Below are 23,324 nucleotides of genomic sequence, written 5' to 3'. Positions count from 1 at the left end.
GTCGCGCGGGCTAGCCCGTTGCTTACGAGGCGGTGACGGGTGCGGCGTACGTGCCGCGGCCGGTCGGCAGCGGCAGGTCGAGGGTGGTCCGGATGCCGGGCGCGGCGGCGCGCACGTCCGGGATCGCGTTCACGATCCGGCCGCAGGCGGCGACGATCGCGGCGTGGTTGTGGTCGCCGTGCTCGCTGCTCGGCACGATGTCGACGACGTAGTTCGGCTCGCCGGTGATCTCGACGCGGTAGGCGCCGCCGCCGGAGGCCGGGCGGGCCCAGTCCGGACGGAGGTCGTCACGGGTCCGGGTGACGTGCTCGACCACGATCGCGGGGTGCCCGCCGACCATGCCGGAGATGGAGAACTTCAGCGCGGCGATGGTGCCCTTCTCGATCGTCCCGGCGGCGATCTCGTAGGTCTCCGGGGCGGGCTCGGCCTCCCAGTGCTCGACGATCTCGTCGACCTCGACGCCGATGCCGGCGGCCATCATCCGGATCGCGGTGCCCCAGGCGAGGCCGAGGACGCCGGGCAGGAAGAGCATCGGGGTGGAGTCGACCGGGTGGCCGAAGCCCATCAGGTCGAACATCACCTCGGCGCCGTCGTACGTCGCGTAGTCGGCGAGCTCGTAGCAGGTGATCTGCTCGACGCGCTGGCAGGTGCTGGCGAGCGCGAGCGGGACCAGGTCGCTGGCGAAGCCCGGGTCGACGCCGGTGATGTAGAGGGAGGCGTTGCCGGCCTTGGCGGACTGCTCGACCTTCTCGATCACCTTCTCCGGCATCGTGCCCCAGGGGAACTGCAGCGTGCCGGGCGCGGAGCCGACCACGTCGATGCCGGCCTCGAGGAGCTTGCGGACGTCGTTGGTGGCCTCGACCGGACGGGTGTCGCCCATCGCGCAGTAGACGACGCACTCGGGTCCGGCGGCGATGAGCGCGTCGAGGTCGCCGACCGCGGCGATCCCGGTGACCACGTCCAGCCGGGCGAGCTCGCCGGCGTCCTTCCCGACCTTGGCGGGGTCGGAGGTGCTGACCGCGACCAGCTCGAAGCGGTCGTCGCTGATCAGCTGGCGCAGCGTGAGCATGCCGGCGTTGCCGGTGGCGACCTGGGCGACGCGAATAGCCATGGGTTCTCCCGAATCTGGAACGTGTTCTACCTGGTGGAAAACGATGTTATCGTCCCCGGCATGGGACGTGTGGACGAAAAGGTCGTGCTGATCAGCGGTGGCGCCCGGAACATCGGCGGCGCCAGTGCCCGGATGCTCGTGGAGCAGGGCGCGAAGGTCGTCATCGGCGACCTCCTCGACGACGAGGGCAAGGCGCTCGCCGAGGAGCTCGGTGAGAACGCCAGGTACCTCCACCTCGACGTCACCTCCGAGCAGGAGTGGGCCGACGCCGTCGCCTACACGGTCGCCGAGTTCGGCCGCCTCGACGTGCTCTTCAACAACGCCGGCATCTTCAACGGCGGCATGCTCCAGCGGTACAAGGCCGAGCAGTGGCAGCAGATGCTCGACGTCAACCTGACCGGCGCGTTCTTCGGCGCCAAGGCCGCCGCGGACGCGCTGATCGCCGCCGGTGGCGGCTCCATCATCAACACCTCCTCCATCGAGGGCCTGCGCGGCACCCCGTGGGCGCACGGGTACGTCGCCTCCAAGTGGGGCCTCACCGGCCTGACCAAGTCGCTCGCGATGGAGCTCGCCCCGCACGGCATCCGGGTCAACTCGATCCACCCGGGCCGGATCAGCACCCCGGCGACCGACCAGATGCCGGAGAACCTGATCCCGATCCCGCTGGGCCGTCCCGGCCGCCCCGAGGAGGTCGCCACCTTCGTGGTCTTCCTGGCCAGCGACGAGTCCACCTTCACCACCGGCTCGGAGTTCGTGGTCGACGGCGGCACCGTCATGCACATCCCGACGAACATCTGAGCCCGCCGGCGTGGCAGCCGTGCGCACCGGACCGCTCACCGCGGACCAGGTCTACGCCGAGGCCCTCCGGGTCCTCGACTCCGACGGCCTGCCCGGCCTGAACGCCCGCAACCTCACCGCCCGGCTGTCCTGCTCGACCAAGACGCTCTACCAGCTGGTCGGGAACCGCGAGCAGATGGTCCGCGGGATCGTCGCCCTGGCCTTCGCCGACATGGACCTCGCGTTCCGGCCCGGCCCGGACTGGGCGACCACCCTGCGCGGCTGGGCCCGGACGCTGCACGGCGAGCTGCTCGCCCGGCCCTACCTCGGCACGCTGATGACGCCGGCGGACCGGGACGCCACGGTCGCGTACGTCGTCCGCCTGGTCGATGCCCTGGTCGAGCACGGACTGCGCCGCCGCGCGGCGATCGAGGTCGCCGGCAACGTCGGCCACTGGACCGTCGCGACCACGCTCCTGGACCTGCGGGCGCCGGGGCAGTGGGACCACCCGGAGCGCTTCGAGGAGACCCTGGACTGGCTGGTCCGCGGCATCGCCGAGGTGCACGGCACCGGTTGAGCGGCGGTTGTGGACGCGCGCGCCGGGAACGCCCCTTTTGGCCCTAGTATCGAAACGTGCTGCACGGCCGGGAGTTCGAAACCTCGGTCCTCGACAGGGTGCTCTCGGATGCCCGTGCGGGGCGGAGTGGTGTGCTGGTGCTACGGGGGGAGCCCGGCATCGGCAAGACCGCGCTGCTCGACCACCTGGTCGGCTCGGCCACCGGCTGCCGCGTCGTCTCCGTCGCCGGCGTGCAGTCCGAGATGGAGCTCCCGTACGCCGGTCTGCAACAGCTGTTCAGCCAGCTTCCTGGCCGGCTCGACCGGCTCCCCGAGCCGCAGCGCGACGCGATCCGGGTCGCCTTCGGGCTCGCCGCCGGCCCGCCCCCGAGCCGGTACCTGGTCAACATGGCCACCCTGACCCTGTTCGCCGAGACCGGCGCCGAGCGCCCGCTGGTGTGCGCCGTGGACGACGCGCACTGGCTGGACCGGGCCAGCCTGCAGGCGTTGGCGTTCGTGGCCCGCAGGCTCCTGGCGGAACCGGTCGCGCTCGTCTTCGTGCGGCGGCTCGACTACCCCGGACCGGACGAGACCGCCGGGCTGGACGAGCTCGTGGTCGAAGGGCTCGACCCGGAGGCGGCCCGGACCGTGCTCGCCGGCGTCGTGCGGGGGCGTCTCGACGAGGACGTGCTCGCCCGGCTGGTGGCCGAGGCCCATGGCAACCCGCTGGCGCTGCTCGAGCTCCCGCGCGGCGCGTCGCCGGACGCGCTCGCCGGCGGCTTCGGCCTGGCCGGGGCGCTCACCATGCGTGGTCCGCTCGAGCACTCCTTCCAGCAGCGCGTCCTCGACCTGCCCGAGGAGTCGCGGAGCCTGATGCTGCTCGCCGCCGCGGACCCGACCGGCGACTCCTCGCTGCTGTGGCGCGCGGCCGCGATCCTGGGGATCCCGGCCGACGCGCTGCGACCGGTGGAGGAGGACGAGCTGATGAGCGTCGGGCCGCTGGTGCGGTTCCGGCACCCGCTCGTGCGCGCGGCGGCGTACCAGGTCGCGACCCTGGACGCGCGCCGGCGCGTCCACCACGCGCTCGCCGAGGCGACCGACGCGACCCAGGACCCCGACCGGCGCGCCTGGCACCGGGCGCTCGCGGCGGTCGGGCCGGACGAGGAGCTCGCCGAGGAGCTCGAACGGTCGGCCGAACGGGCGCAGGCCCGCGGCGGCCTGTTCGCCGCCGCCGCCTTCCTGGAGCGCACGGTCGACCTGACCCTCGACCCGGTCCTGCGTGGCCGCCGCGCCCTCGCGGCGGCGCAGGTCAAGGAGCTCGCCGGAGGGCAGGAGTCGGCGATCGAGCTGGTCCGGATCGCCGAGGCCACTCCGCTCGCCGACGAGGAGCGCGCCCTCGCGCGCCGGCTGCGCGGGCGGGTCGCGCTCAACCTCGAACGCGGCCGCGGCGCGTCCCGGCTCCTGCTCGAGGCCGCCGGCCTGCTGCTCCCGCACGATCCCGAGGTGGGCCGCGGGGTCTACCTGGAGGCGCTCGCCGCGGCGATCTTCATCGCCGACGTCGGCGAGGGCCCCGGCGTGCGCGAGGTCGCCGACGCGGCGCGGGCAGCGAGCTCCGCCGACGCCGACGGACCCGTGACCGACCGCATGCTCGACGCTCTCTCCGCCCTGGTCGTCGAGGGGCCTGAGGCGGCGGCCGGACCGCTCGCCGACGCGGTCGCGCTGCTCCGCGGCGAGGCGGTCCCGGTCGAGCTGGCCGTCCGGTGGATGTGGCTCGGCTGCCGGCTGGCGTCGATGTCGTGGGACGACGAGGCCTGGCGGGAGATCGCCGAGCGCGGCAGCGTGCTGGCCCGCGCGGCCGGGTCGTTCGTCGCGATCCCGGCGACGCTCTCGTCGTACGCCGCGTACCTCACGTTCGCCGGCGACCTGGACGCGGCTGCCGCCGCGGCCGACGAGGCCGCCGACGCCTGGTCCGCGATCGGCATCGCGCCGCCGGCGTACGCGGCCGGGGTCGTCGCCGCGTGGTCGGGCGACGCGGTGGCGGGCGCCGAGGTCCTCGACGCCGCCGAGGAGCTGTTCGCGGAGCGCGGCGAGGGGATGGGTCTGGCCCTGGTGCACTGGGCGCGCGCCGTCCTGGGCAACAGCCTCGGCCGGTACGCCGACGCCCTGGCCAACGCGGAGGCGGCCGGCCGGTTCCCGCCCGGGATGCAGTACCTGGCCTGGGGCCTCTCCGAGGCGGTGGAGGCGGCGACCCGGCTCGGCGAGCAGCAGCGCGCCGAGGAGGCCTACGAGCGGCTGCGCCGCTGGACGTCCGCCTTCGCCACCGACTGGGCGTGCGGCGTCGAGCTCCGCGCCCGGGCGCTGGTGGCCGCCGAGGACGCCGAGGAGCACTTCCGGGGCTCGGTCGCGCACCTGGAGCGGACCGCGATGAAAGCCGAGCTGGCCCGGACGCGCCTGGTCTACGGCGAGTGGCTGCGGCGGCGGCGCCGGCGTCAGGACGCGCGCGTGCAGCTGTCCGCGGCCCACGACCTGTTCGTCGCGATGGGCGCCGCCGGCTTCGCGGACCGGGCCGCTCGGGAGCTGGCCGCGACCGGGGCTCCGGCCCGTACGGCGGCGCCCCGCGAGCGGGACCAGCTCTCGACCCAGGAGGCCCGGATCGCCGAGCTCGCCAGCTCCGGCCTGTCGAACGCCGAGATCGGGGCCACGATGTTCATCTCGGCCTCCACCGTCGACTACCACCTGCGCAAGGTCTTCCGGAAGCTCGACATCACCTCGCGCACCCAGCTGCACCTCGTGCTCGGCGCCGACGGCCGGCGCGGGACCTGATCCCGCTTCTGGACAACGCCGTCGCGCGCCGGCGAACTGTGATGGGGTGTCCTCGCCCGTCGGCCCCCGGCGGGGGAGATGAGGTGGGTCATGGGCACGCCGGTGCTCGTCGGAGTCGGGCAGTTCTCCGAGCGGATCGAGGACGACGGCTACGAGGCGCTGTCGCCGGTCGCGATCGCCGAGCGCGCCGCCCGGCTCGCCCTCGGTGACGCCGGGATCCCGGCCGACCGGGTCGGCGTGGTCGCCTGCACCCGGCAGTTCGACGAGTCCGTCCCGGGGCTCCCGTCCGCGCTGGGCCGGCCGGACAACTTCCCGCGCGCGCTCGCGAACCGCCTCGGCGCCGACACGGCGCGCTGCATCTACGGGACCGCCGGCGGCAACTCGCCGCAGCAGCTGGTCACCGAGCTGGCCGGCGAGATCGCGGCCGGGCGGCTCGGGGTCGCCCTGGTGACCGCGGCCGAGGCGATCTCGACGGTGCTGCACCTGTCCGGGCAGCCGGAGCGGCCGGACTTCACCGAGGTCACCGGGGTGCGTGACGAGGACCGTGGTGTCGGCCTCGAGGGCATCCTCGCGGCGACCCAGGTCGTCCACCAGCTCACCGACGCGCCGACCCAGTACGCGATCTTCGAGAACGCCCGCCGCGTCCGCCTCGGGATGACCCGGGCCGAGCAGGCCGCCGACATCGGCCGCTGGTTCGCGCCGTTCACCGAGGTCGCCGCCGCCAACCCGTACGCCGCGGTCCGCACCGCCGCGACCGGCGCGGAGCTGACCACCCCCTCGGGCCCCACGGGGGCGAACCGGGTGATCGCCGACCCGTACCCGAAGGCCGTCGTGGCGCGGGAGAAGGTCAACCAGTCCGCCGCCGTCGTGCTCACCTCCGACGAGGTCGCCGCGGAGCTCGGCATCCCGCGCTCCCAGTGGGTCTACCTGCGCGGGCACAGCGACCTGCACGACCGCGAGCTCACCCGGCGGCCCGACCTGAGCCGGTCGGCTCCGTCGGTGGCCGCCGTCCGGGCCGCCCTGGAGATGGCCGGCATCGGGCTCGACGACGTCACCGACCTCGACCTCTACAGCTGCTTCCCGGTGGCCGTCAGCGTCGTCGCCGAGGAGCTGGGGCTGCAGCCCGAGGACCCGCGCCGGCTCACCGTCACCGGCGGGCTGCCGTTCTTCGGCGGACCGGGCAACGGCTACTCGCTGCACCCGATCGTCGAGGTCGTCGAGCGCTGCCGCCGCGACCCGGCGGCCTGGGGCCTGGTCGGCGCCAACGGGGGCATGCTGAGCAAGTACTCCGTCGGCGTCTACTCGGTCGCCCCGGGCCCGTGGGTCGAGGGCGACGACGCCGCGCTCCAGGCGGAGCTCGACGCGCCGGCCGACGTCCCGGTGACGGTGCACCCGGACGGCTGGGCCACCGTCGAGACCTGGACGGTGAAGCACCAGGGTCCGTTCCCGGTGGCCGTCGTCATCGGCCGGACCGCGTCCGGCGAGCGCTTCATCGCCAACGACTTCCCGGCCGACGAGGAGGTCCGCGCCCTGCTCCTCGGCGAGGACGGTCCCGGCGCGCGCGTGTTCGTCCGGTCCCTGCCCGAGGGCAACCGGGTCACGCTGACCGAGGCCCGGATGGACGAGCTCGCCCCGGTTCCGCCGGTGGGCCTGCGCGACTCCTACGACCACCTCGACGTCACGGTCGGCGCCGACGGGCTGCTCGAGGTGCGGATCACCGGGACCGACGACCGGCGCGTGCTGCCGGCCGCCGCGCACCACGAGCTCGCCGGCGTCCTCGACGCGTACGAGGCGGACCCGGCGCTCCGGGTCGCGATCGTGACCGGGGACGCCCGCGGCTGGTGGGCCGACGAGGTCACCCTGCCCGCCTTCACCATCGGCCGGGTGCTGCCGCCGACGGGCACCGCCGGGCTGACCGCGCGGACCCTGACGAAGCCGGTCATCGCCGCGGTCGACGGCGACCTCCTGGGGTCGGCGTTCGAGGCGGCCCTGGCGTGCCACCTCCTGGTCGTCGACGAGGACACCCGGCTCGGGCTCCCGCAGGCGCGCGCCGGGCTGCTCCCGGCCGCCGGCGGCCTGGTCCGGCTGCCACGGGTGCTGCCCCGGCAGGTGAGCATGCGGATGCTGCTCACCGGACGGCCGATCGGTGCCGCCGAGGCCGAGCGCTGGGGCCTGGTCGCCCGGGTCGCACCGCGCGGGGGAGCGCTGGAGTCGGCCCGGGAGCTCGCCGCGGACCTGCTCGCCTGCGCGCCCGAGGCGCTGGAGCGCACGCTCGCGATCCTGGCCGCGGACGAGGCCGGCGACCCGGACGTACCCGCCCGGACCGCTGAGGCCCTGGACGCGCTGCTGGTCACCAGCGACGCCACCGAGGCGTACACCGCGACCACCGAGGGCCGCGCGCCGTACTGGCGCGGCAACTAGGTTTCCCGCGGTTCGACGTTCTCCAGCCGCGCCCGGGGCAGCGCGGCCGGCTGCTCGACCTGCAGGTGCCGGACCAGGCCTTCGCGGACGTCCCAGCGCAGTGCGGCGAGGGTGTCGCCGTCGGCGGCGCTCACGATCGCCGTCAGGGTGAGGGTGGGCCCGGCGGCGTCGTCCACGACCAGGGTGCCGTGCTGCCCGTCCCACCGGGGCGAGGCCCGCAGCAGGCGCTCGAGCTCGAGGCGCACCCGCGGGACGTCCACGGCCCAGTCCGCCGCGATCGCCACGGTTCCCTGGACGGCCGCGCCCGAGTGCGTCCAGTTGCGGAACGGGGTGGTGTTGAAGAACGTGCACGGCAGGATCAGGCTGGTGCCGTCCCAGACCTCGACGGCGACGTAGGTCAGCGTGATCTCGTCGATCCGGCCCCAGGTGTCCTCGATCGCGACGATGTCGCCGACCCGGATGCCGTCGGTGAAGGCGATCTGCACGCCGGCGAAGATGTTCGCCAGCGACGTCTGCGCCGCCAGGCCCGCGATGATGCCGACCACCCCGGCGGAGGCGAGCACCGTGACACCGAGCGAGCGCACCTCCGGGATCGACCAGAGCAGCACCCCGATCGCCACGGTGACGATGGCGGCGACCGAGACCCGGCGGAGCAGGGTGACCTTGGTGCGGACGTGCCGGGAGCCGGCCGCCGCCAGCCCGGTGTCCGGGTGCTTGGCCAGCGCGCCCTTCTCGACGGTGAGCACCAGCACGATCAACAGCCACGCGACCGCGCCGACCTGGGCGGCCCAGAGCAGGTGGTCGACCGGCCGGCTCCAGTCCTGGTCGGCCCGGAGCACGATCACGCGGAGCACGACGAGCACCGTGAGCGCGACGACCGGGGACTGCCAGAGGCGCCCCTGCAGCACGGTCACCCCGAGCCGTCGCGCCAGCCGCCGCAACCCGATCACCAGGAGCAGCCCGGTCGCCGCCGCGACGACGACGGCGACAGCGGCGAGCGCCAGCGGCGTCATCAGCCCGGGCAGTTCGACGGAGCCGGCTTCCCGTCGAGCCGGTCCTGGGTCCACTGCACCAGGTCGGGGATCAGCGCCGAGTCGTCCGCGACGACGCCGACGTGATCCCGGCCCGGGTAGGTGCGGTACTCGACCTGGCCGCCGGACCCGCAGCGCTGCCGCACGTAGTCCGCCTGCGCGGTGGGCAGCACCAGCTCGTCGGCCTCGCCCTGACCGATCAGGAGCGGGACCTTGATCGGGCCCGTCGGGGTGTTCTCCTCCAGCCGCTTGCCGAGCGGCCCGGTGGTGGGGTCGTCACCGAAGATCGACTGCCCGAACAGCAACGACTCGACGACCGACACGAAGACCTCCGGTTCGGCCAGGCAGCGGTGCGCCATCTCGTGGATCTGGACCTGGGCGGTCGGGCGCACGTAGCGGGAGAACTTCACGTCGTCGTAGGTGTCGGCGTACGCCTGCAGGACGAAGGAGGCGAAGAGCGCCCCGCCCTTGACGTCGTCGAGGTTCTTCACCAGCCCCGGCAGGTTGCTCGCCGGGGCGAGCGCGGCCACCCCGGCCAGCGGCACGTCCGCGGCGTACGACGGCTGGTCGATGCCGGTCCACAGCGCGGCGTTGCCACCCTGGGAGTGGCCCCAGACCACGGTCTGGTCCGACAGGTCCAGCTCGCTCATCTGGCGGGCGGCCCGCACGGCGTCGAGCACCGAGTGCGCCTGGCCGTCCCCGATCAGGTACGGGTGCGGGCCGGAGGTCCCCAGGCCGATGTAGTCGGTGGCGACCAGCGCCCAGCCCTTCTCGACGACCTGGCCCAGCGCCGGCGTCGCGCCGGCGGCCAGCGGGTGCTTCAGCAGGGTCGGCGCGCAGCCGGGCTCGTACCCGGTGGTGCCGTGCGCCCAGGCGATCACCGGACGCGGCCCGCTCGGGGCGTTCTCGGCGAGCAGGACCAGGGCGCTCGCGACCGTGGGTTCGCCGCTGCCGCGGGTGGTGGTGTAGAGGATCCGCCACGCGTTCGCGCCGGCCGGCACGTCCCGGGTGAACGGCTCGGTGCGCAGGAGCTTGCCGGGCGCCGCGTCGGACGCCGCGTCGGACGCCGCGGCGGGGGCGTCGTAGAACGCGTCCGGCACCGGCTCGCCCTCGTGCAGCGTCGAGCTGACCGCCACCAGGACGAGGGCCACGCCGAGGGCGAGGACCGCGCCGACGGTGCGGCCGAACCGCTCCAGGACCGAGTCCTCGTCCGGGCCGTCGTGCCTCCGGGCGCGTCGGCCGCGGACGGCCGACCACAGCTGGCCGAGGCCGAAGGCGAGCACCCGGATGCCGACGATCACCCCGACGACGAAGACGCTGATGTCCGGCCAGAGCAGGGCGAGGACGCCGAGGACGAGGAGCGCCGCGGCCAGGATCAGGGCCGTGATCCGCTGGTCGCCGCGGCCGCGGAACGCGTCCCAGGCCCGGGTGGCGCCGTCCAGGATCAGCAGCACCCCGAGCAGCACGGCGATCGCGCCGATGGTGACGCCGGGCCAGAACGCGAGCGCGAGCGCCGCGACGACGTACGCGCCGCCGACCACGAGCTGCCCGGTCCGGTTCCCGGAGTCACGGGCGCCCAGCAGCTCGCTGAAACCGGCGAGCCCGAGCGCCAGCACCAGGGTGAGGACGAGGGCGGAGACCGAGACGAAGGGGTTGAAGACGAGGAAGGCGCCGAGGACGACGCACGCCACGCCGACGACGGTCGCCAGCACCCGGCTGCGGGCGCCGAGCCTGGTGTCGAGCCTGGTGTCGAGCCGGGTGTCGTGCCTGGCTTCGTGGCTGCTCACTCAGACCACCGCGTTCCGGGTCGCGACCTCGCGGAAGTAGCCCGCGCTGAGCTTCGCTGTGCGTTCCTGGGTCTCGTAGTCGACGTGGTACAGGCCGTAGCGGTTCGCGTACGCCGCGATCCATTCGAAGTTGTCCATCACGCTCCAGTGGAAGTAGCCGGCGACAGGGGCGCCGTCGGCGCAGGCCCGTTGCAGCTCCCCGAGGTAGCTGCGCAGGAAGGTGACCCGGTCGGTGTCGTCGAGCGGGTGCCCGTCCGCGCCGCTCAGGGAGTTGCACCCGTTCTCGGTGATGTAGATCGAGGCCGGGGTCCAGACGTGGTTCAACAGCACCGGACCCCAGTACATGGACTCCGGGCTGATCAGGTGCCAGGAGGCGGCGTGCGGGTGCGTCCCGGCGAAGGCGGCGGACTCGTAGCCGTCCGGGTCCTCGGCCGCGCGCACGTACGCCGCCGCCCGGTAGATGTTCACGCCGAGGAAGTCCATCGGCGCCCCGATCACGGCGAGCTCGTCGTCGGTGTGCACCGGTGCGGCCGCGCCCTCCCGCTCCAGGAAGGCGTCCGGGTAGCGGCCCTCCATCATCACCGTGAGGTAGCCGGCGTTGAGGTCGCGCAGCGCGTTGCAGGCGGCCCGCACGTCCTCGGGGCGGTCGCTCAGCGGGACCGGGACGTTGACGTTCTCGGCGAGGCCGACCTTGGCGCCCGGGTGCGCCGCCCGGATCGCGTTCAGGGCGGTGCCGTGCGCGAGCACGACGTGGTGGCGGACCTGGTTGACGGCGGCCCGGTCGAGCTTGAGGCCGGGCGCCATCGCCCCGGTGCCGTAGCCGTTGTCGACGATGTTGGAGAACTCGTTGATGGTGAAGAAGTGCTCGACGCGGTCGCCGAGCTGCTCGGCGACGTACCCGGCGTAGTCGCCGAACGCGTCGACCGTGCTCCGGGTCCGCCAGCCCCCGCCGTCCTCGAGGGTCTGCGGCAGGTCCCAGTGGTAGAGCGTCGCGTACGGCGCGATCCCGGCCTCGAGCAGCGCGTCGACCAGGCGGCGGTAGAAGTCGAGGCCGCGGCTGTTCGGCCTGCCGGTGCCGTCGGGGAAGATCCGCGGCCACGAGATCGAGAACCGGTACGTCGTCGCGCCGAGGTCCCGCATCAGCGCCACGTCCTCGCGGTAGCGGTGGTAGTGGTCGCAGGCGACGTCGGCGTCGCCCTCGACGAGCATCGCCCCCGGGGTGCGGACGAAGGTGTCCCAGATCGACCGGCCGCGGCCGTCCTCCTCGACGGCCCCCTCGATCTGGTAGGCGGCGGTCGCGGTGCCCCAGCGGAAGCCGTCGGGGAACGGGCGCGCCCCCGGGACGGGCAGGGGGACGGCCAGGGGGACGCGCTGAGGCGTGGTCATGCGAGGGCTCCTCGGTCGGGGTCGGGGCGGGCAGCGCGGCGCAGCTGCCAGGCGATGTAGGGCTTGGAGACCAGGCCGACGAGGACGCCGTACAGCACCATCGTGGCGACGAAGCTCTGCGCCGGGAAGTTGAGCGCGGCGATGCCGATCGCCATGCCGGGGTTGCGGTTGGCGCACGCGATCGCGAGCACGATCGCGTGGTCCGGACGCGGGCCGCCGATGAAGTGACCGACGGCCAGGCCGGAGGCGATGAAGACGGCCATCGCGGCGACCGTGCGCCAGGTGGTGACCTCGACGACCGCGGGGAGGACGGCCACCAGGGCGACGACGAGCGCGACCCAGAGGAGCACCCCGGCGACCTTCACGACCGGGTCGCGCAGGACCCCGGCGACCTTCGGCAGCACCGTCTGCAGCAGCAGGCCGACGACGAGCGGCAGCAGGATGAGGCCGAGGAGCTGCAGCGTCAGGGTGTCCTGCGGCGCCCGGAACGGCCGGTCCATGATCCGGCCGAGGAGGTCGATCTGGAACGGCACGATCACGCAGCCCAGGGCCGCGATCGCGAAGGACAGGCCGTAGGCGTAGGACTGCCGCCCGCCGGAGGCGATCTCCTGCTTCGGCAGGCCGGCCGAGACCGGCGTGAGCGCGAGCACGACCAGGGCGACCCGGGCGGCGTAGGGGAAGTCGAAGTACAGGTCGAGGGCGAGCGCGACGGCCGGCATCACCACGAACATCGCCAGCATCGAGACCACGAGCAGCCGCGGGTCGCGGAACACGAACAGGATGTCCTCGGTGCGGGCGACCAGCCCGTAGCCGAGCGTGGTCAGCACGATGCTGGCCTGGAACATCAGGCCCAGCAGCTCCCCGGTCCCCATCGCGGTCAGCTCCCGAAGGTGCGTCCGTCGAGGTGCACCGTGGCCGTGGCGACCGGGTCGGTGCTGGACCGGGCGAGCACGATGTCGTACGGGCCCGCGGTGAGGACCCAGGCGCCGGCCTCGGTCGAGTAGCGGGCGAGCAGCCGCGGGTCGGCCACGACGGTCACGGTGCGGGACTCGCCCGGGTCGAGCTCGACGCGCTCGAAGCCGAGCAGCCGGGTGCGGGGTCCGTCGGGCGCGGCGGTCAGGTAGACCTGCGGCACCACGGTTCCGGCGCGGTCCCCGGTGTTGGTCACGGTGAAGGTCGCGGTCACCCCCGCGCCGCCCTCGACGCTGAGGTCGGCATGGTCGAAGGAGGTGTAGCTGAGGCCGTGCCCGAAGCCGAAGAGCGGGGCGCGGCCCTGCTGGGCGAACCAGCGGTGTCCGACCTCGGCGCCCTCGTCGTACCGGATCGTCGTGGGTGTGCCCCACCGGGTGCCGAGGCCGGGGAGCTCGGGGCGCGGGGTGTCGGCGAGGTCGGCGGGGAACGTGACCGGCAGCCGGCCGGACGGGTTCACCGCGCCGCTGAGGACGTCCGCGATCGCCTGGCCGCCGGCCTGGCCCGGGTACCAGGCCTGGACGATCGCCCGGACCCGGTCGCGCCACGGCATCGCGACCGGGTTGCCGGTCTCCAGCACGACGACCGTGTTCGGGTTGGCCTCGGCCACCCGCTCGATGACGGCGTCCTGCCCCCAGGGCAGGGCGAGGTCGGGCAGGTCGAAGCTCTCGCCCTCGAGGCGCAGCGCGAAGACGATCGCCACGTCGCACCGGCGCGCGAGCAGGACGGACTCGGCAGGGTTCATGCCCGGGTCGAACTCGATCTCGGCGTCCGGGAACGCCGCGCGCAGGGCGGTCAGCGGCGAGGACGGGTGCAGGTAGAGGTTGCGCGAGGCGCCCATGATCCCGGGACCGCCGACCCGGACGACGCCGGCGAAGCCGCCCTCCGGGGTCACCGCGCTGGAGCCGGTGCCGAGCGGGACGCCGAGCTGGGCGAAGCCGCCGATCACCGCGATCGTCGCGGGCGGGTCCGCCACGTCCAGCGGCAGGATGCCGTCGTTGGTGAGCAGCACGATGCCCTGGCGTGCCGTCTCCAGGGCGACCTGGTGGTGCTCGTCCCGGTCGACCGGGTCGGCAGGTGTCCCGGTCCCGGCCCAGGCGTCGATCCCGACGTCGAACATCGAGCGGAGGATCCGCCGGACCATCTCGGCGAGCCGCTCGCGGGGGAGCCGCCCGTCCTCGTACGCCGCCCGCAGGTTCTCCGGGAACGCCTCGGCGCCCCACATCAGCCGGTCCATCTGGACCCCGGACTCCTGGTCGAGCCCGGCCAGCGCGAACTCCCAGTCCGGGGTGGCGCCCCAGTCCGACATCACCCAGCCGGGGTAGCCCCAGGCGCCCTTGAGGACGTCCTGGAGCAGGTGCGCGTTGCCGCCGGCGTACTCGCCGTTGACCTTGTTGTAGCCGGTCATCACGGCCCCGGGCCGGGACCGCTCGATCGCGATCTCGAAGGCGAGCAGGTCGGACTCGCGGTGCGCGGCCGGGTCGATGACCGCGTCCAGCCAGTGCCGGTTGGTCTCGTTGCAGTTGAGCGAGAAGTGCTTGACCGTCGAGATCACCTGCTCGGCCTGGATGCCGTCGATGGACGCGGCGGCCAGCACGGCGCTGAGCAGCGGGTCCTCGGAGAGGTACTCGAAGTTGCGTCCGTTCCGGGGGTCGCGGGCCAGGTTGATGCCGCCGGCGAGCTGGACGTTGAAGCCGCGCGCCCGGGCCTCCCGGCCGAGCAGGTGACCGGCGGCGCGGGCGAGGTCGGGGTTGAAGGTGGCGCCGAGCGCGATCCCGGCGGGGAGCGCGGTGGCGGTGTCGCCCTCGCGGTAGCCGGGGTTGGTCACGCCGAGGCTCGCGTCGCTCATGGTCAGGGCGGGGACGCCGAGGCGGGGGACACCGGGCACGTAGCCGGCGCTCATCGGGACGCCCTCGGGGATCCGCGGGTCGCGGTGCGGGTTGACCGTGTTCGTGCCCATCATGCTGACCAGCAGCCCGAACCGCTCGTCGTCGGTCAGCTGCTCCTCGATCGCGGCGGCGCGCGCGTCGGGGGAGGCCGCATCGTGCGGTTCGCTCTGGTTCATCGGAGTACCTGCTCCGTCGTGGTCGGGCCCTGGAACGGTCTGGGCAGGCGTAACGGCACGAACGTAGGACCGTCTGCCGGTGACCCGAATCCCGCGATCGCGTAGTCCGTGACCAGATCCCTTGCCACGCGTCGACGGCGTCCTGGACCATCTGCTCCGCTCGGGCAGTCCTGGGCGTGAAGACACAGGGGGAACATCAGGTTGAAGCGGCTGCTCGCAGACCACCGGGACGTCCTGCTCGGGAGAGAGCACGAGTGCGCGGTGCTCGACCGTGTGCTCGCCGACGTCCGCGCCGGCACCAGCGGCGCGCTCGTGCTGCGCGGCGAGGCCGGCGTCGGCAAGAGCGCGCTCCTGGACCACCTCGTCGACGCGGCGGCGGACTGCCGCGTCGCCTGCATCGCCGGGGTCCAGTCGGAGATGGAGCTCCCGTACGCCGGGCTCCAGCAGCTCGTCGCCCAGCTGCCCGACCGGACCGACGCCCTGCCCGAGCCGCAGCGTGCCGCCCTCGGCGCGGCGTTCGGACTGACCTCCGGGGTCGGCCACAACCGCTACCTGGTGGACCTGGCCGCCCTCACCCTGTTCGCCGAGGTGGCCCGGGAGAAGCCGCTGGTCTGCGTCGTGGACGACGCCCAGTGGCTGGACCGGGCGACCGTGCAGGCGCTGGCGTTCGTCGCCCGCCGGTTGCGGGCGGAGTCGGTCGCCCTGGTCTTCGCGCGCCGCACCGGGGGAGCGGCGGTCGACGAGACGGAGGGGCTGGACGAGCTCGTGGTCGAGGGGCTGAACGGCGACGCCGCCCGCGCGCTCCTCCGCGAAGCGGTGCCGGGGCGTCTCGACGAGGAGATCATCACCCGGCTGGTCGCGGAGGCGCACGGCAACCCGCTGGCGCTGCTCGAGCTGCCCCGCGGGGCGCTGCCGGACGTGCTCGCGGGCGGGTTCGGCCTCGCGGGCGGTCTCTCCGTCGTCGGCCCGGTCGAGCGGACCTTCGCGCAGCGGATCCTGGCGCTGCCGTGGAAGGCGCGCGGCCTGATGCTGTTGGCGGCGGCGGACCCGACCGGCGACTCCTCGCTGCTGTGGCGCGCCGCCGCGCTGCGGGAGATCCCGGCGGCGTCGCTGCTCGCGGCCGAGGAGGACGGGCTCATCGCGGTCACCTCGCTCGTCCGGTTCCGGCACCCGCTGGTCCGGTCGGCCGCCTACCGGGTCGCCACCCCGGACGAGCGCCGCGCCGCGCACCGGGCGCTCGCCGAGGCGACCGACCCGGAGCACGACCCCGACCGCCGGGCGTGGCACCGGGCGTTCGCGGCCGCCGGGCCCGACGAGGAGGTCGCCCAGGAGCTCGAGCGGTCGGCGGCGCGCGCCCAGGCCCGGGGCGGACTGTTCGCCGCCGCGGCGTTCCTGGAGCGGGCCGTCGACCTGACGCTGGACCCGCGGCTGCGCGGTCGCCGCGCGCTCCTCGCCGCGCAGGTCAAGGACCTCGCGGGCGGGCAGGACTCCGCGCTGGAGCTGGTCCGGATCGCCGAGGCGAGCCCGCTCGACGCGACCGACCGCGCCRCTGCCCTGCACCTGCGCGGCCGGGTCGCGCTCACCGTCGAACGTGGCCCGGGCGCGGCGCGGCAGCTGCTCGCGGCCGCCGAGCTGATGGCCGAGCACGACGCGAGCCGGGCTCGGGAGATCCACCTCGAGGCACTCACCGCCGCGGTCTTCATGGGGGACCTGACCGAGGGTGTCCGCGCCGTCGGCCTCGCCCGCGCGGCCCTGGAGATCCCCCGCCCCGCCCCGGGCGACGCCACCGCGCCCGACGCGGTGCTCGACGCGCTCGCGACCCTGCTCGCCCTCGGGCCGGCGGCGGCGGCCGGGCCGATCAAGGGAGCGGTCCGGGCCCTGGACGACGACGCGGTCCCGGCCGAGATCTCCTTGCGCTGGATGTGGCTGGCCTGCCGGCTCTCGATCATCGCCTACGACGAGGACGGCTGGCTCGCCCTGCTGGACCGGGGCGGCGCGCTCGCCCGGGAGTCCGGCTCCTTCGTCGCACTCGGGGCGACGCTGTCGTCGCACGCGGCCTTCCACGCGTTCACCGGCGACCTCGGCGCTGCCGTCGGCGCGACCCGCGAGGGCGAGCAGATCTGGGAGTCGATCGGGATCCGGCCGCCGCAGTACGCGGCGGGCATCCTCGCGGCCTGGTTCGGCGACGAGGCCGCCGCCGAGGAGCTGTACGCGACCGCGGAGCCGCTGCTCCGCGAGCGCGGCGAGGGCATCGGCCTGGCGATGGTGCACTGGTCGCGGGCCGTCCTCTGCAACAGCCGCGGCCGCTACGCCGAGGCGCTGGAGCAGGCCGAGACCGCCAGCCGCTTCCCCCGCGGCGTCCCGTACGTCGGCTGGGCGCTGTCCGAGGCGGTCGAGGCCGCGGCGCGCTGCGGCGAGGTCGAGCGGGGCCGCGCGGCGCTGGAGAGCCTCGCGGCGTGCACCGCGTCCGGGACCGGCTGGGCACGGGGCATCGAGACCCGCGCGCGGGCGCTGCTCGCGGACGAGGAGACGGCCGAGGACTGGTACCAGCAGTCGGTCGCCCATCTCGAGGGCAGCCGGATGCGCGCCGAGCTCGCCCGCAGCCGGCTGGTCTACGGCGAGTGGCTGCGCCGCCAGCGACGCCGCCTGGACGCGCGCCGCGAGCTGACCGCGGCGTACGAGGTGTTCGCGGGGATGGGCGCGACGGGGTTCGCCGAGCGGGCCGTGCGGGAGCTCTCCGCGACCGGAGCCCGGGCGCCCCGCGGCGACCACGCGAACGGCCGGGCGCGGCTGTCGGCCCAGGAGGCACGGATCGCCGAGCTGGCCAGCACCGGGCTGTCGAACGCGGAGATCGCCACGGTCATGTTCATCTCGGCGAGCACGGTCGACTACCACCTGCGCAAGATCTTCCGGAAGCTCGACGTCACCTCGCGCACGCAGCTCCACCTCGCGCTGCGCGATCCGGACCGGCCCCCGGGCCGGCCCCCGGGCGGGCACCCGGGCGGCTGACGCGCCCGCGGACTACGCGATCTCGTGGTGCAACCGGTGCCGGGCGGCTCCTAACGTCGAGAGTCTGTGAGCTCGCCGCCCACCCGCACCGAGGAGGGATCGTGGCCGGAGCAGGCCGAACGGTACGTCCCGGGATCCTGCTCACCGCCGAGTCCGGCCGGCGCAACCGGCGGACGCTGGACGCCGTGCTCGGCGTCGCGACGACCGTGCTGGCCGGGACCGCGGCGCTGGTCGCCCGCGGGGCGGGGGAGCAGGACCGTGCGGTCGCCGACGCCGTCGTGACCGTCCTCGGCTGGGCACCGGCCGTCTGGCACCTGGTCCTGCTGGGCACCGCGGCGGGGTGCCTGGCGATCGTGGTCGCCGCGCTGGTGCAGCGCCGCTGGCTCCTGCTGCGGGACGTCGGCGTCGCGCTCGGGCTGCTGCTGGGCCTCGGCGCCGTGCTCTCCCGGGTCGTCGCGGACGATTGGTGGACCGCGGGTACCCCCTGGGGCCGCTGGGGCTTCCCGGACCAGCGGCTCGGCGTGGTCGTGGCGCTGGCGGTCGTCGCCGGGGCCGAGCTGGTCACCGGCGTCCGGCGGGCGCTGGGCTGGGCCGTCGTCGCATCGGCGGCCGGGCTGGTCGCGCTCGGTGCCGCGCTGCCCTCGGAGGTTCTCGGGGCGCTCGCGCTCGGGCTCGCGGCCGGCACCACGACGCGCGTCCTGCTCGGCTCGGCGGCCGGGTTCCCGCCGTCGGCGGACGTCCGTGCCTCGGTCGAGGCGCTCGGCGTACCCCTCGCCGAGGTGCACCCGCTGCGTCGTCAGGAGCCGGGGGCGTCGGCGTACGAGGGCACTCAGCCGGACGGCCGGGTCGTGCACGTCCGCGTGCTCGGCCGCGACTCCCAGGACGCGCAGCGGCTCGCCCGGCGGTGGCGGCTGCTCGCCTACCGGGACCCGCCGCGGAGCGCGCCGGTGGGACGGCTGGAGCAGGTCGAGCACGAGGCGCTCGCCACGCTGCTGGCGGCGCAGGCCGGGGTCCGCGTCCCCGAGGTGGTGATCGCGGCGCTCGGGCAGGGCGGGCACGCGGGGATCGTCACCCGGCGGCCCGGGACCGGGACCCTGGACGAGGCCGACTGCCCCTCCGACGAGGTGCTGGTCGAGGTCTGGCGCCAGGTACGACGCCTGCACGACGCCGGGATCGCCCACGGCCGGCTCCACCTGGGCCACGTGGTGGTCGCGCACGGCTACCCCGAGCTGGTCGGGTTCCACGCGGCCACGCTCGGGGCGCCGGCGACCTCGAAGGCGGTCGACGCGGCCGAGCTGCTGGTCTCCTCGACGGTGCGCGTCGGCGCCGACCGCGCGCTCGCGGCTGCCGTACGGGGCGCGGGCCCCGAGCTCGTGGTCGCGGCGCTGCCGTACCTCCAGCGCGGCGCGCTGAGCCCGGCGACCCGGGACGCGGCGCGGCACTCGGAGGTCGAGCTCGACGAGCTCCGGAGCGCGGCCGCGAAGGCCACCGGGTCCGACGCGGTCGAGATCGCGCCGCTGCGCCGGGTCCGGGTGCGCGACCTCCTGGTCACCGCCGCGGTCGGGTTCTCCGTCTACCTGCTGATCAGCCAGCTCGCCGACATCGGGTTCGCGACGATCTGGCGGAACCTGCGCACCGCGGACCCGGTCTGGCTGCTCGTCGCGCTGCTGCTCGCCCAGGTCGGCTTCCTGCCGGAGGCCGCGTCCCTGCGCGGTGCCGTGCGGACCCCGCTCCCGCTGCAGGCGTGCGTGGCGCTCAAGTCGGCGATGAAGTTCATCAACCTGTCCGTGCCCGGCTCGGCGGGCTCGGTCGCCGCGACGGTGCGGTTCGTCCAGCGCCAGGGCGGGACGTCCGCGGAGGCGGTCGCGTCGGGGGCGATCGACGACCTCGCCGAGAAGCTCGTCCAGCTGGCGCTGGTCCTCCTGCTGCTCCCGCTCGCGGACGTCCGCCCCGACACCGGCGGCTTCCACCTCGGCGCCCCGGACAGCCGACTCGTGGTGGCCATCCTGGCGGCCGTGGTGGTCAGCGTGGTCCTGGTCGTGGCGGTCCCCGCGATCCGGGAGAAGGTGCTGCCGCAGCTGCGGTCCGGGATCGAGGCGCTGCGGGTGCTCCGGGACCGGTCCAAGCGGCTCCAGCTTTTCGGCGGGAACCTGCTCGGCGAGGTCGTCTTCGCCCTCGCGCTCGGCGCCGTCTGCCTCGGCTACGGCGTCTCGCTCACGCTGCCGCAGCTCGTGCTCGTCAACGTCGGCGCCTCGGTCCTGGCCAGCCTGATCCCGGTGCCCGGCGGGGTCGGGGCCGCCGAGGCGACCCTGTCCGCCGGCCTGATCGCCTGCGGCGTGGACGACTCGACCGCGTTCGCGATCGCGATCACCCACCGGCTCTGCACCAACTACCTGCCCCCGCTGTGGGGGTACTTCTCGCTGCGCTGGCTGCGCGCCGGCGGGTTCCTCTGAGGGTCGCTCTTCGGTGCCCCGAGGTGAGGGCCGCTCAGGCGGTCGGCACGAGCGCGCGGTCGTCGGGCTCCACGATCTGAGGCAGTCGCGCCGCGGTCGGCCACTGGACGATGACGACGGCAACGAGCACGAGCAGGCCGCCGAGCACCTGCACCGTGCTGAGCGCGTCGGCGAACACCAGCGCCGCGACCGCCACCGTCACGACCGGCTCGGTGACGGAGAGCAGCGAGGTCACCGTCGGGCCGACCCGGGCCAGCCCGGCGAAGAAGAGCAGGATCGCGGCGACGGTGCTGACGCCGACGAGCACGACGAGCCAGAACCAGCCCTCGATCCCGAACCCGAGGTCGACGCCGCCGAGGAGCGAGGTGCCGACCAGGCAGCTGAGGAACGCGCCCAGGCAGACCATCGCGGTCAGCGGCACCGGGTCGGTCCCGGCGGTCGCCCGGTCGCCGACCAGGATGTAGGCGGTGTAGACGACGGCGGCCGCGAAGGAGAGCAGCGCGCCGGTGAGGTCGAAGGATCCGGCGGTGGCGCCGTTGACGACGAAGACCAGGCCGGCGATCGCCACGGCCAGGGCCAGCGAGCGACGCCGGGAGGCGGGTTCGCGCCGGGTGAGCACGGCCGCCACCATCACCAGGACCGGGTAGACCGAGAACACCAGGGCGACCTGGGACGCGTCCACCCGGCTGACCGCGGCCAGGTAGAGGCCCGCCTGGACGGCGTACCCGCAGGCGCCCATCGCCAGGCCGACCAGCGTGGTCCGCCGGTCCAGCCGCGCCAGTCCGCCGGTCAGGGCCACGACGGCGAGGAGGATCAGCGCGGCGAGCCCGAAGCGGACGACGAGCAGGGCCCCGACGCTCACACCCGCGCCGTACGAGAGCTTCGCGAAGATCGCCATCACACCGAAGCCGGCGGCGGAGAGGAGACAGTAGAGGGAACCCACGGGACAAGCGTGCGGGACGTCAACCGTTCAGGTCCATCGCGCATTCATGCACATATCCGTTCAGGTAATCTGAACGGATGCTCGACCTCCACCGCCTCCGCCTGCTGCGCGAGGTCCGCGAGCGCGGCACCGTGCACGCCACCGCCCGGGCCCTCGGGTACTCGCCCAGCGCCATCTCGCAGCAGCTCGCCGTCCTCGAGCGCGAAGCCGGGGTCCCGCTGCTCGAACGGGTCGGGCGCAACGTCCGGCTGACCGCGGCCGGCGACGTCCTGGTCGCCCACGCCGCGACCATCCTCGAAGGCGTCGAGGCGGCCGAGGCAGAGCTCGCCGCGGTCGCCGCCGGCCGGGTCGCGGGCGTCGTCCGGGTCGCCGCCTTCCAGTCGGCGGTGCTCCGGATCGTCGCGCCGGCCATCCGTGCCCTCGCCGAGACCCACCCCGACATCCGGGTCGAGGCCACCGAGGCCGAGGTCGAGCAGTCCGTGCCGGCGCTCCGGCTCCAGCAGCTCGACCTGGTCCTCGGCGACGAGTACGTCGACCAGCCGCACCCCGTCCACGACGACCTGCACCGCGAGATCCTGCTCCACGAGTCGCTGATGGTCGTCCTGCCCGAGGGGCACCCGGCGGCCGCCGGCCCGGAGGTGGCGCTCGCCGACCTCGCGACCAGCCCGTGGGCCGCCTGCCAGCCGGGCACCGGGCATCACCAGATGCAGCTGCGGGTCTGCCGCCAGCACGGCGGATTCGAACCCGACATCCGCTACACCTCCGACGACTTCGTCATCCTCCTCGAGCTCGTCCGCACGACCGGCGCCGCCGCCCTGCTCCCGCAGCTCGCCCGCGCCCACGAGGCCGCCGGCGTCACGGTCCGCCCGGCCGCCGGGGGAGCAGTGGGCCGCGACGTCTACGTGCTCACCCGACGCAGCTCGACGCCGGCGGTGCACGCGGTCGCGGCGGCGATCCAGCAGGCGGCGCGGGAGGCGTGAGGTGCCCTCGGAGGTTGAGGAAGGCGCGCAGCGCCTGTCTCGAAACCCACCCCCCGGCCCCCACCCCCGGCCCCCACCGCCGCTGGTTGAGGAAGGCGCGCAGCGCCTGTCTCGAAACCACCTGTGGATAGGGCGAAAACCGGTCCGAAACTGTCGACGCTCGTTCCTAATCTGTACTCATGACCTCGGGCTCTCTGACCTCTGCGCCACCGCATCCGGTGGCGCAGCTGGTCTCTGCCCTGGGGGAGCTGCTCGACGAACACGGCGCTGCTCCGACCTGGTCCCTGACCCCCGCCGACCTCACCGATCTCCTGCCTGCGCTCGCAGTCGCTAAGCGCCGTCTGGACGCCCTGGAACTGCGGCTGCTGGCCGAGGCCGACCGGCACCAGGTCGGTGACCCGTTGGGTGCGGCGAACACCGCGGGCTGGTGGGCCAACGCGACCCGTACGACCAAGCCCGCCGCGCACCGGGCCGTAAAGCTGGCCGGTCGCCTGGACTCTCACGACACCACCGCGGACGCGATGAGCGCCGGGACCGTGTCGGTCGAGCAGGCAGCAGTGATCCTCGACGCGGTCGAGGCGTTGCCGAGCGCGAAGGCCGAAGCCGAAGCACATCTGGTCGCCCTGGCCGAGCACCACGACCCCAAAGAGCTGCGGTTCCTGGGCCGTCGGATCCTGGAGGTCGTCGCCCCCGAGGTCGCCGAAGACCACGAACGCAAGCTGCTGGAGTCCGAGGAGCGCCGGGCACGGGAGACGGCGTCCCTGACGATGAACCCCGACGGGCACGGCTCCATGGTGGGCCGGTTCAAGCTCCCGGTCCTGGTCGGGCAGATGCTGGCCCGCCACCTCGAAGCCCTGGCCGCTCCCAAGCACCGGGCCGCGGTCGAGGGCACCGCCGGGGAGAAGGTCGCCCGCCCGATCCGCCTGGGCCAGGCGTTCATCGAGTACGTCGAGACCCGCCGCGACGCCCCGAAAGCAGGCGGCATCGCCGCCACCGTCGTGGTCACGATGACGA

Annotated in this window: 15 protein-coding genes; 8 read left to right on the top strand and 7 right to left on the bottom strand. The window is 74.5% G+C overall.

The window, feature by feature from the left end; translation table 11 throughout:
* Window positions 1-22: 22 nt before the first annotated feature.
* A complete protein-coding gene (locus tag AB4Y76_RS12845) occupies window positions 23-1,111 on the bottom strand; it encodes an NAD(P)H-dependent amine dehydrogenase family protein (RefSeq protein WP_441925822.1) in 1,089 nt (362 codons plus the stop codon).
* Window positions 1,112-1,171: 60 nt separating this feature from the next.
* Between AB4Y76_RS12845 and AB4Y76_RS12840 the strand changes: the two genes are divergently transcribed.
* The 4 genes from AB4Y76_RS12840 (at window position 1,172) to AB4Y76_RS12825 (ending at window position 7,687) form a co-directional block, all read left to right on the top strand.
* Window positions 1,172-1,909 carry a glucose 1-dehydrogenase gene (locus AB4Y76_RS12840; RefSeq protein ID WP_441925820.1) on the top strand — a complete coding sequence of 246 codons (738 nt, stop codon included), beginning with the start codon at window positions 1,172-1,174 and terminating at the stop codon, window positions 1,907-1,909.
* Window positions 1,910-1,919: 10 nt separating this feature from the next.
* Complete coding sequence (locus tag AB4Y76_RS12835) at window positions 1,920-2,465, top strand: hypothetical protein (RefSeq protein WP_441925818.1); 546 nt, start codon at window positions 1,920-1,922, stop codon at window positions 2,463-2,465.
* A 56-nt stretch (window positions 2,466-2,521) separates the two neighbouring features.
* Complete coding sequence (locus AB4Y76_RS12830; RefSeq protein WP_441925816.1) at window positions 2,522-5,266, top strand: helix-turn-helix transcriptional regulator; 2,745 nt, start codon at window positions 2,522-2,524, stop codon at window positions 5,264-5,266.
* Between the two features lie 90 nt (window positions 5,267-5,356).
* On the top strand, window positions 5,357-7,687 hold the full coding sequence (locus AB4Y76_RS12825) for an enoyl-CoA hydratase-related protein (protein ID WP_441925814.1): 2,331 nt from the start codon (window positions 5,357-5,359) through the stop codon (window positions 7,685-7,687).
* Here the strand turns inward: AB4Y76_RS12825 and AB4Y76_RS12820 are convergent.
* From AB4Y76_RS12820 to AB4Y76_RS12800, 5 genes are read right to left on the bottom strand one after another with little or no spacing between them, the layout of a single operon-like run.
* Window positions 7,684-8,700: a mechanosensitive ion channel family protein gene (locus tag AB4Y76_RS12820; protein ID WP_441925812.1), complete on the bottom strand. Its 1,017-nt coding sequence runs from the start codon at window positions 8,698-8,700 to the stop codon at window positions 7,684-7,686. The two genes, AB4Y76_RS12825 and AB4Y76_RS12820, sit on opposite strands and share 4 nt — an antisense overlap.
* The gene (locus tag AB4Y76_RS12815) at window positions 8,700-10,505 is read right to left on the bottom strand and encodes a lipase family protein (protein WP_441925810.1); all 1,806 of its coding nucleotides are present in this window, start codon (window positions 10,503-10,505) and stop codon (window positions 8,700-8,702) included. Before AB4Y76_RS12815 ends, AB4Y76_RS12820 begins: the two co-directional genes overlap by 1 nt.
* On the bottom strand, window positions 10,506-11,891 hold the full coding sequence (locus tag AB4Y76_RS12810; RefSeq protein WP_441925808.1) for a GH1 family beta-glucosidase: 1,386 nt from the start codon (window positions 11,889-11,891) through the stop codon (window positions 10,506-10,508).
* Window positions 11,888-12,763: a bile acid:sodium symporter gene (locus tag AB4Y76_RS12805; protein WP_441925806.1), complete on the bottom strand. Its 876-nt coding sequence runs from the start codon at window positions 12,761-12,763 to the stop codon at window positions 11,888-11,890. Before AB4Y76_RS12805 ends, AB4Y76_RS12810 begins: the two co-directional genes overlap by 4 nt.
* A 5-nt stretch (window positions 12,764-12,768) precedes the next feature.
* Entirely contained in the window at window positions 12,769-14,925 is a 2,157-nt protein-coding gene (locus AB4Y76_RS12800) for a beta-glucosidase (protein WP_441925804.1), read from the bottom strand.
* 201 nt (window positions 14,926-15,126) lie between these two features.
* Between AB4Y76_RS12800 and AB4Y76_RS12795 the strand changes: the two genes are divergently transcribed.
* Together AB4Y76_RS12795 and AB4Y76_RS12790 are read left to right on the top strand one after the other, a co-directional pair.
* The gene (locus tag AB4Y76_RS12795; protein ID WP_441925802.1) at window positions 15,127-17,934 is read left to right on the top strand and encodes an ATP-binding protein; all 2,808 of its coding nucleotides are present in this window, start codon (window positions 15,127-15,129) and stop codon (window positions 17,932-17,934) included.
* A gap of 101 nt (window positions 17,935-18,035) precedes the next feature.
* Window positions 18,036-20,387, top strand: a complete 2,352-nt coding sequence (locus AB4Y76_RS12790) for a lysylphosphatidylglycerol synthase domain-containing protein (protein WP_441925800.1) — start codon at window positions 18,036-18,038, stop codon at window positions 20,385-20,387.
* Between the two features lie 34 nt (window positions 20,388-20,421).
* Here AB4Y76_RS12790 and AB4Y76_RS12785 read toward each other — a convergent pair whose 3' ends face one another.
* Window positions 20,422-21,330, bottom strand: coding sequence for a DMT family transporter (locus tag AB4Y76_RS12785; protein WP_441925798.1), 909 nt, complete (start codon window positions 21,328-21,330; stop codon window positions 20,422-20,424).
* 77 nt (window positions 21,331-21,407) lie between these two features.
* On the opposite strand from AB4Y76_RS12785, the gene AB4Y76_RS12780 reads away from it, so the two are divergent.
* Together AB4Y76_RS12780 and AB4Y76_RS12775 are read left to right on the top strand one after the other, a co-directional pair.
* Entirely contained in the window at window positions 21,408-22,310 is a 903-nt protein-coding gene (locus AB4Y76_RS12780) for a LysR family transcriptional regulator (protein WP_441925796.1), read from the top strand.
* Window positions 22,311-22,489: 179 nt separating this feature from the next.
* Window positions 22,490-23,324: DUF222 domain-containing protein (locus AB4Y76_RS12775; RefSeq protein WP_441925794.1), on the top strand; the 835-nt coding region annotated here is incomplete at its 3' end.

This window comes from Marmoricola sp. RAF53, assembly GCF_052114005.1.
Lineage (GTDB): Bacteria > Actinomycetota > Actinomycetes > Propionibacteriales > Nocardioidaceae > Marmoricola.
This window is presented reverse-complemented; position numbering and strand designations above follow the sequence as displayed.

Excerpts from the sequence above, each read along its gene's own strand:
- AB4Y76_RS12845 (WP_441925822.1), bottom strand. The coding sequence starts at position 1,111 with ATGGCTATTCGCGTCGCCCAGGTCGCCACCGGCAACGCCGGCATGCTC.
- AB4Y76_RS12840 (WP_441925820.1), top strand. The coding sequence starts at position 1,172 with ATGGGACGTGTGGACGAAAAGGTCGTGCTGATCAGCGGTGGCGCCCGG.
- AB4Y76_RS12825 (WP_441925814.1), top strand. The coding sequence starts at position 5,357 with ATGGGCACGCCGGTGCTCGTCGGAGTCGGGCAGTTCTCCGAGCGGATC.
- AB4Y76_RS12820 (WP_441925812.1), bottom strand. The coding sequence starts at position 8,700 with ATGACGCCGCTGGCGCTCGCCGCTGTCGCCGTCGTCGTCGCGGCGGCG.
- AB4Y76_RS12810 (WP_441925808.1), bottom strand. The coding sequence starts at position 11,891 with ATGACCACGCCTCAGCGCGTCCCCCTGGCCGTCCCCCTGCCCGTCCCG.
- AB4Y76_RS12805 (WP_441925806.1), bottom strand. The coding sequence starts at position 12,763 with ATGGGGACCGGGGAGCTGCTGGGCCTGATGTTCCAGGCCAGCATCGTG.
- AB4Y76_RS12800 (WP_441925804.1), bottom strand. The coding sequence starts at position 14,925 with ATGAACCAGAGCGAACCGCACGATGCGGCCTCCCCCGACGCGCGCGCC.
- AB4Y76_RS12780 (WP_441925796.1), top strand. The coding sequence starts at position 21,408 with ATGCTCGACCTCCACCGCCTCCGCCTGCTGCGCGAGGTCCGCGAGCGC.